At 74.0% G+C, this 15,007-nt stretch carries 8 protein-coding genes and 2 pseudogenes; 2 read left to right on the top strand and 8 right to left on the bottom strand.

The features are described from left to right. Positions 1 to 18 precede the first annotated feature (18 nt). From D7231_RS22190 to D7231_RS22170, 5 genes and pseudogenes are all read right to left on the bottom strand, one after another. Positions 19 to 1,572: an acyl-CoA synthetase gene (locus tag D7231_RS22190; protein WP_120757261.1), complete on the bottom strand. Its 1,554-nt coding sequence runs from the start codon at positions 1,570 to 1,572 to the stop codon at positions 19 to 21. A 155-nt stretch (positions 1,573 to 1,727) separates the two neighbouring features. Further along, positions 1,728 to 2,822: pseudogene (locus D7231_RS22185) on the bottom strand (NAD(P)H-dependent flavin oxidoreductase); the annotation flags it as partial. A gap of 98 nt (positions 2,823 to 2,920) precedes the next feature. Next, positions 2,921 to 5,281 carry a serine/threonine-protein kinase gene (locus D7231_RS22180; protein ID WP_120757259.1) on the bottom strand — a complete coding sequence of 787 codons (2,361 nt, stop codon included), beginning with the start codon at positions 5,279 to 5,281 and terminating at the stop codon, positions 2,921 to 2,923. A 174-nt stretch (positions 5,282 to 5,455) separates the two neighbouring features. After that, the gene (locus D7231_RS22175) at positions 5,456 to 6,643 is read right to left on the bottom strand and encodes an acyl-CoA dehydrogenase family protein (protein ID WP_120757258.1); all 1,188 of its coding nucleotides are present in this window, start codon (positions 6,641 to 6,643) and stop codon (positions 5,456 to 5,458) included. A gap of 141 nt (positions 6,644 to 6,784) precedes the next feature. Continuing rightward, entirely contained in the window at positions 6,785 to 7,591 is an 807-nt protein-coding gene (locus D7231_RS22170) for a phosphatase PAP2 family protein (RefSeq protein ID WP_120757257.1), read from the bottom strand. Between the two features lie 580 nt (positions 7,592 to 8,171). Here D7231_RS22170 and D7231_RS22165 point away from each other — a divergent pair. Continuing rightward, complete coding sequence (locus D7231_RS22165) at positions 8,172 to 9,410, top strand: serine hydrolase domain-containing protein (RefSeq protein ID WP_241999853.1); 1,239 nt, start codon at positions 8,172 to 8,174, stop codon at positions 9,408 to 9,410. 68 nt (positions 9,411 to 9,478) lie between these two features. Here D7231_RS22165 and D7231_RS22160 read toward each other — a convergent pair whose 3' ends face one another. The 3 genes and pseudogenes from D7231_RS22160 to D7231_RS22150 all read right to left on the bottom strand — a co-directional run bounded on the left by D7231_RS22160 (position 9,479) and on the right by D7231_RS22150 (position 13,595). Beyond that, positions 9,479 to 11,098, bottom strand: a complete 1,620-nt coding sequence (locus tag D7231_RS22160; RefSeq protein WP_120757256.1) for a phospholipase D-like domain-containing protein — start codon at positions 11,096 to 11,098, stop codon at positions 9,479 to 9,481. Positions 11,099 to 11,204: 106 nt separating this feature from the next. Beyond that, positions 11,205 to 12,203, bottom strand: coding sequence for a TIGR04222 domain-containing membrane protein (locus D7231_RS22155; RefSeq protein ID WP_158673793.1), 999 nt, complete (start codon positions 12,201 to 12,203; stop codon positions 11,205 to 11,207). After that, positions 12,200 to 13,595 (bottom strand): annotated as a pseudogene (locus D7231_RS22150) (multinuclear nonheme iron-dependent oxidase). Before D7231_RS22150 ends, D7231_RS22155 begins: the two are co-directional and overlap by 4 nt. A 294-nt stretch (positions 13,596 to 13,889) precedes the next feature. Here D7231_RS22150 and D7231_RS22145 point away from each other — a divergent pair. Then, positions 13,890 to 14,936 (top strand): tetratricopeptide repeat protein, encoded by a 1,047-nt coding sequence (locus D7231_RS22145; protein ID WP_120757254.1) that lies wholly within the window; start codon positions 13,890 to 13,892, stop codon positions 14,934 to 14,936. The last annotated feature ends 71 nt before the right edge of the window (positions 14,937 to 15,007 follow it).

Here is a 15,007-nt window from a genome sequence, read left to right as displayed (position 1 = left end):
TCAAGGGGCGGCCGCCGCTCACACCGGGCGGTCCCGGCCCTCCCAGTAGGGCTCGCGCAGGCGGCGCTTGTAGAGCTTGCCGTTGGGGTCGCGGGGCATGGCGGCGATGAACTCGACGGCCCTGGGCCGCTTGTAGCCGGCCAGGGCCCCGGCGCAGTGCGCGAGGATGTCCGCGGCCAGCGGGGCGCCCGGCGCGTGGCCCTCGGCCGGTTCGACGACCGCGCGGACCTCCTCGCCCCAGTCGTCGTGCGGCACTCCGAAGACGGCGGCGTCGGCGACGGCCGGGTGCCCGAGCAGCACGGACTCGATCTCCGCGGGGTAGATGTTGACGCCCCCGGAGATGATCAGGTCGATCTTGCGGTCGCGGAGGAAGAGGTAGCCGTCCTCGTCCAGGTAGCCGAGGTCGCCGACGGTGAAGAAGTCGCCGATGCGGCCGGCCCGGGTCTTGTCGGCGTCCTTGTGGTACGCGAAGCCGCCGGTGGTCATCTTCATGTAGACGGTGCCGAGCCGGCCCGCCGGGAGGCGGTTGCCGTCGTCGTCGAACACGGCGAGCTCGCTGATGGGCCACGCCTTGCCGACCGTGCCGGGCTTCTTCAGCCACTCCTCGGCGGTGGCGAAGGCGCCGCCGCCCTCGCTGGCCGCGTAGTACTCCTCGATGCAGCCGCCCCACCACTCGATCATCGCCCGCTTCACGTGTTCGGGGCAGGGCGCGGCGCCGTGCACGGCGTGGCGCATGGACGACACGTCGTAGCGGGCCCGGACGTGCTCCGGCAGGGCCAGCAGCCGCTGGAACTGGGTGGGGACCATGTGTGTGTGCGTGCACCGGTGGGTCTCGATCAGGCGCAGCATCTCCTCGGGCGCCCACTTGTCCATGACCACCAGCCGGTGGCCGATGTGCAGGGCCGCGGCGGCGAACTGGAGCACGGCCGTGTGGTAGAGCGGGGAGCACACCAGGTGGGTGTTGCCGTCGAACGGCCGGATGCCGAAGATGCCGAGGAATCCGCCCAGGTGCCCCTCCTCGGGCGGCCTGCCGGTGAGCGGGCGGCGGATGCCGCGGGGCCGGCCGGTGGTGCCGGAGGTGTAGTTCATGACCCAGCCGGCGGTGCGGTCGGCCGGCGGGCTGTCCGGGTGGCCGTCGAGGAGGTCCGCGTACGGGCGGAAGCCCTCGATGTTCCCGACCGCGTAGCGCCGGGCGGCGGGCAGGGCGGCCTCGTCCGCGGCGGCCGTCGCCGCGGCGGCGAACCGCTCGTGGGCGATGAGCGCCTTGGCCTCGCAGTCGGCGACGATCCAGGCGATCTCCGGTCCCACGAGGTGGTGGTTGACCGGGACCAGGTACAGGCCCGCCTGCGTCGCGGCGAGGTGGGCGGTGAGCAGTTCGGCGCCGTTGGGAAGCACGGCGGCGAACGCGTCCCCGGCCCGCAGCCCCGCGGCGCGCAGCCCGTGGACGAGCCGGTTGGCGGCGGCGTGCAGGCGGCCGGCGGTCCAGGTGGTGCCGGCCGGGTCGACGAGGACGGGGCGGCCGGGCTCTGCGGCGGCCTGCGCCCAGAAGCCGTTGGGTGGTCGGGAGGGCATGGGACCTCCTTCGGGTCGGAGGTGGGGGGACGTGGACGGCGCGGAGGGAGTGGATGGCCTGCGTGCTCTGACGGTCAGTCCGGGCCGGGCCCCGCGTCGGCGCCGGCTTTCGGGGCGGCCCCGCGGACACGGTCCCCGGGTGGGCCCTGCCCATCCCCCGCGATGCCGTTCAGGCGGGCCACGGCGCGTTCGAAGTCTCTTGTCAGGTCGTCGAAGACGGCCTGGACGCCGCGGCGGGTGTTCATGCTGCCGACGATCTGGCCGACCGGCGTGCCCAGCAGCGGCCCGGCCTCGTACTTCTGGATGCGGGTCAGCGCCTCGGCGACGAGGAGGCCTTGCAAGGGCATGGGAAGGGTGCCGGGGCCGGCGGGGTCGTCCCAGGCCTCGGTCCAGGCCGTGCGCAGCTGGCGGGCGGGCTTGCCGGTGAGGGCGCGGGAGCGCACGGTGTCGCCGGAGCCCGCGGCGAGGAGCTTGGCCGTCAGGGCGGGCGAGCCCAGGTCGGCCTCCTCGGTGGTGAGCCAGAGGGAGCCGATCCAGACGCCCTGGGCGCCGAGGGCGAGCGCGGCGGCGATCTGCTCGCCGGAGCCGATGCCGCCGGCCGCCAGGACGGGCAGTGGCCCGACGGCGCGGACGACCTCGGGGGTGAGGACCATGGTGGCGATCTCGCCGGTGTGCCCGCCGGCCTCGTACCCCTGGGCGACGACGACGTCGATGCCGGCGTCGGCGTGCCGGGCGGCGTGCCGGGCGCTGCCGGCGAGCGCGGCGACGAGGACGCCGTGGGCGTGGGCGCGCTGCACGACGTCGGCGGGCGGCGGTCCGAGGGCGTTGGCGAGCAGGGCGAGCGGGTGGCCGAAGGCGGTGTCGAGCTGGGCGCGGGCGACCTCTTCCATCCAGCCGGTGATGCGCCAGCCCCGCCGGTCCCCGGCGGCGAGTTCGGGGACGCCGTGCCGGGCGAGGGTCTCGCGGACGAACCGGCGGTGCCCTTCGGGGATCATCGCCTCGACGTCCGCCTCGGTGACGCCCTCCACCTTCTTGGCGGGCATGACCACGTCGAGCCCGTACGGTCTGCCGCCGGTGTGCGCGTCCATCCAGTCGAGGTCCCGGGCGAGGTCGCCGGGGTCGGTGTAGCGGACGGCGCCGAGGACGCCGAGCCCTCCGGCGCGGGAGATCGCCGCGGCGACGGCGGGGAAGGGCGTGAAGCCGAAGACGGCGTGCTCGATGCCCAGCCGCCGGCTCAACTCGGTCTGCATGGGCGGCAGGATGCCGCAGGGGGCCGGGCGAGGGAAGGGGTTTTTCTGACGCGCCGTCAGATGAAGGCGTTCCGCCGGAACCACCCCGGCCCCGGCCCTCAGGGTCCGGAGCGGCTCCGCGTGGCCCGGACGCGGCTGACCGCCGCGACCTGCCGGTAGAGCTCCACGGCCTCGGTGGAGCGGCCCAGCTGTTCGAGGCAGTGCGCTTCGTCGTTGCGGCTGGTGAGGGCGTCCGGGTGGTCCGCGCCCAGGACCCGCTGCCGGGCCTGCGCGACGTCGCGGTAGACGGCGAGGGCCTCGGTCCAGCGGCCGAGCCAGCCGAGCCCGACCGCGATCTCGCGCCGGCTGACCAGCGTCTCGGGGTGGTCGCGGCCCAGCACCCGCTCGCGCACCGCGCAGACGTCGCGCGCCTCGGCCAGGGCCTCCTCCCAGCGCCCGAGGCGGCCGAGGTTGACGCCGAGGCAGTGGCGGGCGCGCAGCGTGTCCGCGTCCTCGGGCCCCTGGGCGCGGGTGCGCTCGTCGACGAGCTCGCGGAACAGCCGCAGGGCCTCCGCACTGCGCTGGAGGCGGCCGAGGCAGATGCCGGTCTCGTAGCGGGCGGCGAGCGTGTCGGGGTGGCCCGCGCCGAGCACCCGCTGCCGTGCGACGGCCACTTCGCGGTAGGTCTGCAACGCCTCGGGCCAGCGGCCCAGCTGCCCGAGGGCGTACCCCACCTCGTAGCGGCTGACGAGGGTGTCCGGGTGGGCCGGGCCCAGGACCCGGGAGCGGGTGACCGCCACCTCGCAGGCCATGCGGTACGACTCCTCCAGCCGGCCCAGGCGGCCGAGGTTGAAGGCCAGGTTGTGGCGGCAGCGCAGGGTGTCCGGGTGGTCGGGGCCCACGGTCCGCTCGCGCGCGGCGAGCACGGCGGCGTACACGTCGTGCGCCTCGAAGTGCCGGCCGAGCTGACCGAGAACGTACGCCGTCTCCTGGCGCGCGGCGAGCGTCGCGGGGTGGTCCGGCCCGAGGACGCGCTCGCGCCCGGCCGCCGCGCGGGCGTACTCGCGCAGCGCCTCGCCCGGGCGGCCCAGGGCGCTGAGGGCGAACGCGGCCTCGTAGCGGCTGGTGAGGGTGTCGGGGTGGTCGGGGCCGAGGAGCCGCTCGCGGTCGGCGGCGACGGCGGCGTGCGCCCGGCCCGCCTCCTCCCAGCGGCCCAGCCTCCCCAGGCGCAGACCCTCCTGGTGGCGGGCCACGAGCACGGCGAGGGCCTCCGGCGCGGGCGGAACGGCCGCCTCGCGGACGGTGGGCAGGCCGGCGGCGGGCACGGCCGGCCCGGACGCGGTGCGCTGCACGGGCGCCGTGAGCCCGGCCGGGCCCGCCGTCCACACGCCCGTGAGCCCCACGGCCGGGCCTGCGAGCCCCTCCGTCCAGGCGCCGGTGAGCGCCGCCGCCGGGTCCGGCGGCAGCGGCGTCCGCGGGCCCGGTCCGGTCGCCTTGGAGCCGGTGGTCATGTTCCTCGCCCAGCCGGGCAGCCGCGGCTCGGGCAGCCGGACGGACGCCCGTACGGAGGGCAGCCGGGGTGGCGTCCGGTGGACGGTCACCGGGCGGGCGAGCCGGCCCGGGGGCTCCAGCACGAGCAGGCGGGCGTGCAGCTCCGCGGCGTCGGGAGGGCGTTCTTCGGGGTCCTTGGCGAGCAGGTCGAGGACGATGCGCTCGAAGGCCTCCGGCAGCTCCGGGCGGTGGGTGCGCGGCGGTACGGGCGCGGTGTCCCGGTGGCCGACGAGCACGGCCCAGGCGTCGTCCATGTCGAACGGCGGGGCGCCGGTGGCCAGCTCGTACAGCACGCAGCCCAGGGAGTACAGGTCGCTGCGGTGGTCGACCGGGGCGCCGCCGATCTGCTCGGGCGACATGTAGTGGGGCGTGCCCATGGCGATGCCGGTGCCGGTGAGGCGGGAGGAGACCGAGGAGTAGCCGATGGAGTCACCGAGGCGGGCGATGCCGAAGTCGCAGATCTTGACGCTGCCGTCGGTCAGCCGCATCACGTTGGCGGGCTTGAGGTCGCGGTGGACGACGCCCTGGCCGTGGGTGTAGGCGAGGGCGGCGGCGACCTGCTCGGCGATCTCCAGGATGTCGGGCACGGCCAGCGGGTGCCCGCAGGTGTCCTCCAGGAGCTCGCTGAGGTTGCGGCCGTCGAGGAGCTCCATGACGAGGAAGAGCACGCCGTCGGACTCGCCGAAGTCGTGGATGACGGTGATGCCGCGGTGCTGGAGGGCGGCCGCGACGCGCGCCTCGCGCCGGAAGCGCTCGCGCAGCACCCGGAGGTAGGAGGGCTCGTGCCGCGGCCCCATGGGCTTGAGGCACTTGACGGCGACCTGCCGGCCGAGCGACTCGTCGAGCGCCCGCCACACCTCGCCCATGCCGCCCCGCCCGATGCGCTCGAGCAGGCGGTACCGCCCTTGGATCAGCCTGGTGTCCGCCATCCCGCGCCGCCGCCCCCGTCGATGCCCCGCGCCTCCCCCGGCCCGTCCAGTATGGCGGCCCGTCTGTGCAGGTTGTAGACGGAAGGACGGGTACCGGGCCCGAGTCCGGCGACGGCGCGGAGGATGAGCCCGGGATCGGCTTGCGGCATGGGGGCACCTCCCGTCGTCGTCAGGTTAGCGGCGCACGCGCGGCATCCCCAGGCCGATCCAGGAGATGATCTCCCGCTGGATCTCGTTGTTGCCGCCGCCGAAGGTGAAGATGACGGCGGCGCGGTAGGCGCGTTCCAGTTCGCCGTGGAGGGCGGCGCCGGCGGAGCCCTCCTTGAGGGGGCCCGCGGCGGCGAGGACCTCCATGAGCCAGGCGCAGGCGTCGCGGCGGGTCTCGGAGCCGTAGACCTTGGCGGCGGAGGCGTCCTGCGGGGTGAGGGCGGAGCGCTGGAGGGCGTCGACCATCTGCCAGTTGAGGAGCTTCATCGCCTCCAGGCGCAGGTGGGTGCGGGCGAGCCGGGTGCGGACCCAGCCGAGGTCGATGACGCGCCGGCCGTCGGCGAGCTTGGTGGCGGCGGCCCAGCGCCGGACGTCGCGCAGGGCGCGGATCGCGGTCGCGCCGTGGGCGGCGAGGGTGACGCGCTCGTGGTTGAGCTGGGTGGTGATCAGCCGCCAGCCCTGGTTCTCCTCGCCGACGCGGTTGCGGACGGGGACGCGCACGTCCTCGTAGTAGCCGGCGGTGGTGCTGTGGGAGGCGAGGGTGTTGATGGTGGTGCAGGAGTAGCCGGGGGCGCTGGTCGGTACGAGGAGGAGCGTGATGCCCTTGTGCGGTGGGGTGCCGTCCGTGACGGGGGTGGTGCGGACGGCCAGCCAGATCCAGTCGGCGCTGTCGCCGTTGGTGGTCCAGATCTTCTGCCCGTTGACGACGTAGTCGTCGCCGTCGCGCACGGCGCGCGTCTTGAGGGAGGCGAGGTCCGTGCCGGCGTCGGGCTCGCTGTAGCCGATGGCGAAGTCCAGCTCGCCGGAGAGGATGCGCGGCAGGAAGTACGCCTTCTGCTCGGCGGTGCCGAACTGCATGAGGGTGGGGCCGACGGTGTTGAGCGCCATCAGGGGCAGGGGGACGCCGGCCTGGGCGGCCTCGTCGAAGAAGATGAACTGCTCCATCGGGGTCCGGCCGCTGCCGCCGTACTCGGTGGGCCAGCCCACCCCGAGGCGGCCGTCGGCGCCGAGGCGGCGGATCGTGGCGCGGTAGAAGCGCTTCTGCCCGGCGGGGTCGTCGTGGCTCTCCGGGTCCCGGCCGGCGACCAGTCCGGCGAAGTAGTCGCGCAGCTCGGCGCGGAAGCGCTGCTGCTCCGGGGTGTATTCGAGGTCCACGGCCCCTCCAGGGTCTCGCCCGCGTCGACGGCGCACACCGTAGAACTTGTTCCAGAAATGTGGAAGGCGAAGAAAAACAAAACCTCGCAGGGCGTCAGCCCTGCGAGGTCCCGTCGGATGCGGCGGACGGCGCCGCGGCCGTCAGCGGCCGGCGTGCCGGCGGTGGCGCCCCCCGGCGGCCGCGCCGCCTCCGCCTCCCCCGCCACGGCGCCGGCTGTGCGGCACGGGACGGGTGTGGCCGTGGTGGCCGCCGTGCTCCGCGGCCTCCAGCTCGGCGAGCTCCTGGTCCAGGCCGAAGCGCTCCAGCAGCGGGATGCGGTAGAGCCGCGGCAGCAGCCAGGCGTGCCAGATGCCGGTGACGAAGAGGATCGCGGACGAGGCGATCAGGACGGAGCCGAGGGTGTCGGTCGGGTAGTGGGCGCCGACGTACCACCGGGAGAAGGCGACGAGCAGCACGGCGAAGGCGCCGACGACCAGCACGGTGCGCCGGTGGCGCGACTCGCGGAAGAGGAAGTACGCGGCGATGACCACGGCCACGGTGAAGGCGGTGTGGCCGCTGGGGAAGCTGTTGGAGCCGATCTCCGGGTCCAGCATGAACTCCCTCGGCGGCCGGGGCCGCGCGACGATGGCCTTCGCGATCTGGGTGCTGTTCCAGCCGACCGCGACGACGAGGAACGTGGCGACCGCCGTGACCGGCCGGCGCCGCACGAACAGCAGCCAGCCGCTCCAGACCGCGAGGATCAGGACGCCGGCGATCGGGGACGCGAGAGCGCTGACCCCCTCCATGACCACGTTCAGCCACCCGGTGCGGAAGGTGGTCTGGACCGTGCGGTCCAGCTTCAGGTCGTGCGGCTGGATGAGGTCGGTGTGCACCGCGACCAGGCCCAGCGCGATCGCGACGGCGAACAGCAGGACGGAGTTGCGCAACCAGTGGCGCACGTACGGCATGGGTGGGGCGTCCTTTGAATCGGTAGGGCGGTACCGGCACGGCAGTACACGCGAAGGTGACGATCGCATGCCGCACAGGTGACGACGGCACGGCTGTACGGCAAAGCTACACGCGCCCCGCCCGCACCCCCTCGGGGGCGCCCGCCGGGGCGGCCGGCACGGGCCGCGGGCACGGGTCGCCCACCAGGCGTGGAGCACCCTGGGTGAGCGAGTTATACCTGACGGTGAGACCCTCGCCGGACGCGGAGGCGGCGGCGATGCGGCGCCGGGGCGGCGAACAGGCCGGTGACCGGGGGCGGGATTCAGCCGATCGTGGGGCGGGCCCTCCCGGGCCGGTGCGGTCACCCTTGACGCCACGGCCTGCTCCGCGGTTCCCGCGCGCCGGATTCTGTGCGGTATCTCAAACCGGACCCCGCCCGGTGTCCGGACCCCGCTCTATCTGGAATCGGTTTGGAACCGGATGATCCGATTCCCTCTGGCTGGATCCCACTCCTCCCCCACAAGGCCCTTCAACCCCGGGCGCCTTGGCGGAGTCCTGCCCCCTGTCCGCATACCGACCGGAGCAGAGGGGCTGAACGTCATGAACATACGCACCGTCCAGAGAACGATGGCGGGGGCGCTGGCCACCGCGGCGATGACCGCGGGAGCCCTCGCCGTCCCCGCGTCCGCCGCCACGGCCGGCGACGCCGCCACCGGGCGGCACGACCGGCACGCCGCCACCCGCAGCGCCATGGAGGCCCACGTCCGGGCCGGCATACCCGGCGTCCTGGGGCAGGCACGGGACGCCGGCGGCACCTGGCAGGGGTCCGCGGGCGTCGCCGACGTCGATACGGGACGCGCTCGCCTCCCCCAGGACCGCTTCCGCATCGGCAGCGTCAGCAAGGTCTTCACCTCCGTCGTCCTCCTCCAGCTGGAGGCCGAGGGCAAGCTGCGCCTGGACGACTCCGTCGACCGGTGGCTGCCGGGCGTCGTCCGGGGCAACGGCCACGACGGCCGCAAGATCACCGTCCGGCAGCTGCTCAACCACACGAGCGGGATCTACAACTACACGGAGGACCCGGGCCTCCAGAAGCTGCTCGGCCCCGGCTTCCTCGAGCACCGCTACGACACCCACACCCCGGGCGACCTGGTGAAGACCGCGATGGGGCACGCGCCGGACTTCCGGCCGGGCGAGGGCTGGCACTACTCCAACACCAACTACATCCTCGCCGGCATGATCGTCGAGAAGGTGACGGGGCACCCGTACGCCAAGGAGATCGAGCGGCGCGTCATCCGGCCCCTCGGCCTGCGCGCCACCACCCTCCCGGGCACGTCGGCGAAGATGCCCGACCCGCACGGCACGGCGTACAGCAAGGTCCACTCCGAGGACCCGGCCACGAAGCCCGTCGACGCCACCGAGCTCAATCCCTCCTGGGGCGGGGCCGCCGGCGAGATCATCTCCACCACCGGCGACCTCAACCGCTTCTACGGGGCCCTGGTCGACGGGAAGCTGCTGCCCCGCGCCCAGCAGCGGGAGCTCCAGACCACCGTGTCCACCCGTGGCGAGATGCCCGGCGCCCGCTACGGCCTCGGGATCGCCGAGATACCGCTGTCGTGCGGCGTGACCGTGTGGTCGCACACCGGCGGCATCCACGGCTCCCTCACCATGGCCGCCTCCACGGCCGACGGCAAGCACACCGCCGCCTTCAACCTCAACGGCGACTGGACCGGCGACCTCAATGCGCTGGCCGAGGCCGAGTACTGCGGCAAGGCGCCCTCCGGGGACGCCGCCGCGCGGACGCCCGAGCGCGCGCCGCAGAAGGTGATGACGCTGCGCTGACAGCACCGCGGCCCGCGGCTGTCACCAGCCGCGGGCCGCGGATCCGCTCTGCGGGGACCGTCAGGGGCTCAGCCCTGGCAGATCCCGCGGGCGTAGTCGAAGGTCGCGGTCGCCTGCGAGTACTTCCACTGCGGGGCGAGCAGCTCGGCGTCGAGCTGACGGGCGGCCTCCGGGCTCTCCACGATGTACCCGAAGTCCTGGAGCCAGGACGGGTACAGGTTCTTCGAACCGATGTAGAAGGCCGAGTCGTCCACCGAGACCAGCTTGTGGTGCTGGGCGTACGGCTTGCCGTCCGCCCACTTCGCGCTGTCCGAGCTGCGTGCGGTCGCGAGCTGGAGGTTGCCGCACATGGCCGTCTTCGCGCCCTGCGCGCCGCCGGGGAGGAGCGAGAGGCGGTTGCGCAGGAGGTCGCTGATCTCGTTCAGCGACTTGATCTGCGAGTAGCCTCCGCTGCCGACGGCGCCCCGGTTCTCGGGGTCGCTGACGACGATGCGCACCTTCACGCCGGCGGCCAGCTTCGCCGCGAGCGCGTCGTACAGGCGGACGTCGTAGCGCGGCAGCGGCGGGCAGGTGGCGTTGAGGTCCTGCTGCGAGATCTCGACGTGGCTGCGCGCGCTGCCGACGAGGGCGCGCAGGGCGCTCTCCTCGGGGTTGACCGTGTCGTAGTCACGGTCGGCGTTGGTGTTGTCGTGCAGGCCCACGACGCACTTGGTGTCGGGCGCCGACGGCAGCTCCGGCTTGAAGGCCGAGGAGGGGTCGGAGTCCTTGATGCCGACGCCCAGTCCGCCGACGGCGATGACGGGGACGTTCCCGGTGGCCGCGGCGGGCACGGGGTTGGCGTCCTTCTCCATCGTGGGCATGCAGCCGGCGCCGGGGGACGCGGCGAACCAGACGCTCGCGATGTTGCTCTTGTTCTCGCAGGTCCAGGTCCACAGCTGGTCCAGGTACCGGCCCGCGGAGCCGGCGGCGGGGCCGGTCAGGGCGAGGTCGACGTCGGACACCGGGTGGGTGGTGTCGACGTAGTCGTCCTTCCAGCTGTTGATGCCGCCGGTGATCGCCGACTGCCCGTCCACGACCAGGAGCTTGGAGTGGTTCCAGGAGAACGCGGTCTTGGAGGTCGTCATCGACGCGACGTTGAGCGTGAGGCCGTCGGCGGCCTTGCCGAGCTTGTCGCGCAGGTCGTCGCGGTACTTCGAGGGCAGCACGTTCATGTGGTAGACCGGCGCGGCCCCCACGAGGACGCGGACCTTCGGCTTGTTGCCGTTCTCCACCGACTTCTTCAGGCCCGCGACGATCGCGTCCTGGAACGCCCCGTTGGGGAAGGGCGCGAGGGTGGATATGTCGACGGTGCGCGTGGCCTTCGAGATGTTCTCGGTCATCCTGGCCAGCAGCCGCTTCGTGCCCGTGCGCTCGGCGCAGTTGGCGTCGCCCCAGCAGCCGGGGGTCTGGAGCAGCCAGCCGGCGGGGTCACCGGCAGGGGCGTCGAGCGCGTTGCCCGCGGTGCGCTCCCACACGCGGCCTTCGAGGCCGGGCGAGACCTGACGGAGCGTCTGCTCGACGGCGTCGAGGTGCGGGGTGGCGGAGGAGTCGGCGGACGCCGGGGTCGCGGGGAGCGCGGTGACGACGAGGGCGGAGACCGCCGCGGGGCCTGCGGTGCGGAGTAAACGGCGGAGCCGGTGGCGAGCCAAGGTGCTTCCTTTTCGGGGGTGTGGTGACAACCAGGTGATCAAGAAGTGATCACCTGGTGAAGCTACCAGCTCACCGGAAGGAATGGTTCAGACCGGAAGGAACGGTTCAGGAGGAACAGCTGCTGCCACCGCCGCAGCTGGAGCTCGAACTGGAGCAGGAGGAACCGGAGGAGCAGCTGGAGTGGCCCGAGTGACCGGAGTGGTGGGAGCCGGAGGAGCAACTGGAGGCACCGGAGCAGCTGTACCCGCCGGTGGAGGACGAGGAGTACGACGACGAGGACGAGGAGGAGGACTTCGCGGACTTGGCGGACTTGGAGGTCTTCGCGGTGGTGCTCGCGCCGGGGCGCGTCCGCACCGCCAGCCTCAGCTGGTGCAGGTACGGCTGGTCCGGCTCGGGCCCGACCGTGTCGCGCACGGCGACGACGCCCGCGACGCCCTCGGGGTGTCCGGCGGACGTGCGGACGCTCCAGGGGCCTGTCTTCCCCACCTGGTCGGTGAACTGCTGACCGCGCGGGGTGAACCCGGGCTTGGGACCCGGCCCGTACGCCATGCGGAGCTTTATGCCGCCCGCGAGGAGGACGAGCGCCACGATCGACACCGGGAGGGCGGCGGGCACGCCGAGCAGCCCCAGGGCGATGACACCTCCGACGACGAGGCCGCCCACCTGTACCTCCCCGGCCCGCTTCCACTTCTCCTCCGCCGCACGGGATATCAGCAGCCCGCGCTTGACGAGCGAGCTCCGCACTGCGTCCACGGCCGGGTCGAACTGCAACTGGACGCGGAGCCGGTACAGCTTGGTGCCCCAGTCGGCGCCGCAGCGGGCCAGCAGGGCGCGCTCCACGGCGTTGGACGCGGCGGCCCGCTCCACCTTCAGCGCGCCGCTGCTGTTGACGGACACCCGTCCGTCCTCGCACATGCGGGTGATGGCGGTGTCCACCACCCGGATCGGGCCGCCCCGCAGGTACGCGACCTCCAGGAGGCCGGGTTCACCCGGTACGGCCGGCGGGCCGGTGAGCGTGCGCTTGCGCGTGACGGCCAGCCAGGCCGAGGGGGCCAGGAGGGCGAGGTACCCCACGATGGAGAGCACGACGATGCCGGTGGTCATTGGTCTGTTGCCTTTCGGGTCACGCGCGAACGCAGGGTGCGCCAGGCCGTGGCGAGGCGGGCGGACGGCGGAGGGACCGGGGCCGTGGGGCCCGTCGTACGGTCCGTCGTGCCGTGCGCGTCCCGCCATGCCGCGAGGCGCTCCCGCTGTGCGGGGTCGGTGAGGGCGCCGTCCGCCTCCAGGAGCCCGGCGGCGAAGTCGAGGGCGTCCTGGCGGTAGCCGTGCTGCATGGGGCGGCCGCGGGCGTGGTCGAGGAACAGCCGCCGGAAGTCCGCCCCGAGGATCGCGGGCAGCTCCGGCGCGACCTTCGCGACGACCTCCGCGCGCTTGCTCAGAAGCGCCCGGCTCTGGACCCGCAGCCGCTGCGGGTCGTGGCCGGCCGGCGGGGGCGCGTCCGCGACGAGCGCCGAGAGCAGGGCGTGCTGGGCCCGGGCGAGGCGCTGCCGCGCGGCGTCGGCCGTGGAGGCGGTGGGGATGGTGTGGCTGGTGGAGCCGGCGGGGTCAGACACCGGAGGCCTCCTTCTGCCGGCGGGCCGGCTGCGGAGAGCGCCGGGACCGGGCCACCGTCGCCCTGACCGCGTCCAGTTCCGCCGCGAGCTCGTCCGGCGCGGGGAAGGCGTCGTCCCGTTCCAGGAGGACGCCGGGCAGGTCGACGCGGGACGCCAGCTCGGCGAGGACGTCGAGGACGGGCCGGGTGACGGGGTGGGCGTGGGTGTCGTGCCACAGGCCGTCCCGCTCGATGCCGCCGGCCACGTGCACGTAGGCGATGGCGTCGAGCGGCAGCTCGTCCAGGGCGGCCGCCGGGTCCTGGCCCAGGTTGACGTGGTTGGTGTGAAGGTTGGCGACGTCGATGAGCAGCCGCACGCCCGTCCGCTCGACGAGCTCGGCGAGGAACCGGCCCTCCGACAACTCCTCGCCGGGCCAGGTCATGAGGGCCGCGATGTTCTCCAGGGCGAGCGGTACGGGCAGCATGTCCTGCGCGATGCGGACGTTCTCGCACAGGACGTCCAGGGCGTCGCGGGTGCGGGGCACGGGCAGCAGGTGGCCGGCCTCGATGCGCGGCGAGCCCGTCAGCGGCCCTCCGGACCGCACGAAGGCTATGTGCTCGGAGACGAGCGGCGAGCCGAGGGCCTCGGCGCGCTCGGCCAGCGCCGCGAGCCGGGCGAGGTCCGGGCGGTCCGCGCCGCCCAGGCCGAGGGAGACGCCGTGCGGGACCACCGCCGTGCCGCGCTCGCGCAGCAGCCGGAGCGGCTCGGGGAGGTGGCCGGGGCAGACGTTCTCGGCCACGACCTCCACCCAGTCGGCGCGGACCGGTCCGGCGAGGGCACCGGCGATCTCCGGCCGCCAGCCGACCCCCGTCCCCAGCCTGCCGGGCACACCGGAATCGCTCATCGCCCCGCCCCCGTCTTTCCGTACTCCCCCTGGCGTCGAACGCCCGTACCAGGGGATTTCCCAGCAGGACACTTTACAAATCCTTCCCCCGGCCCTGGATCCCCGTACATCTCGCGTATGACCCGCGCCGTCCGCACCGGACCTCAGATGTACGGAACACCGCCTCACGGTCTGATTACCCGAGGTGGCCGGGGGCCGTAGTTTCTTGATCATCGGCAGGGCGTACGGGGCTGCCTCGCACGGAGCTCCCGCCCTGCCGTCAGCGATCCCGGAAATCCCGACGTGAGGCGGACCATGTACGGCAAGGCATTTGCTCCCGAGTACCGGGGCTCCCTGGAGGACCTCTCGGTGAACGCTTCCCTCGAAGAAGTGCACGCCAAGGCCGTCGAGCAGCAGCAGCGGGCCGCGCTGGCGGGATCCGCCCTCGACGCGGCGCACGCCGGGCTGGCCGTCGCCGAGGCGAGCCGGCGGCTCGGCCGGGTGACGGAGGCCGAAAGCGCGTGGAAGGCCAGCTACCGGGCCGCGCGGGAGGCCGGCGACCAGGGGGCGATGGCGTGGGCGGTGTGGAGCGGCGGCACGCTCGCCCGGCAGCGCGGCGAGCTGGCCCTGGCCCGACGGTGGCTCACCATCGCCGCCGCCCTCGCCGAGCGGGGCGGCGACGTCGTCGCCCGCGGCTACTCCCTCGCGGGCCTGGCCGAGACGGGCCGCATCCAGGGTGACTACGAGGCCGTCGGCGCGCTGCACGAGCAGCTGCTGGCGGAGGCCCGGCGCCGCGGCGAGGCCCGGCACACGGTGTGGGCGCTGGAGGGCATCGCGCAGATGCACCGCAACTCCGGTTCGTACGACACCGCGCTCGCGATGTTCGAGGAGGCCGCGGAGATATCGGGCGGGGCCGACGACGCGCGCGGCCACGCGTGGGCGCTGCGCGGGATCGCCGACGTGCTGTCCCTGCGGGGCGGGACGGACCGGGCGCTCGCGCTGCTGTCGGAGGCGGAGGCGACGTGCCGGCGGATGAAGCTGGTGAGCGCGCTCGCCTACAACCACAAGATGCGGGGCAACGTGCTGTTCCGCGCGGGCCGTTACGCCGAGGCCGAGGAGTGCTACCGGGGCGCGCTCGCGGAGTTCGAGGAGATGGCGGAGCCGCGGGGCGCGGCGCTGGCCCGGCTGGGGCTGGTGAAGTCCCGGGCCCGGCTGGGGCACGACCGCGCCGCGACGGCCGCGGAGCTGGACGACCTGCATCGTACGCTCGGCCGGATCGGGCTGCTGCACGCCCGGGAGATGGTCGAGGCGGCGCGGGCCGAGCTGGGGGTGGCGCCGGCCGGTGCCCGGCCGGCCGCCTGACCGGCCGCGCTTCCTTCCGTACGCCTTCCCGTACGTCGTTACGTCACTGGTCCACACCACAGGAAAGAGAA

The organism is Streptomyces klenkii, assembly GCF_003626645.1.
In the GTDB taxonomy this organism is placed as follows: domain Bacteria; phylum Actinomycetota; class Actinomycetes; order Streptomycetales; family Streptomycetaceae; genus Streptomyces; species Streptomyces klenkii.
This window is presented reverse-complemented; position numbering and strand designations above follow the sequence as displayed.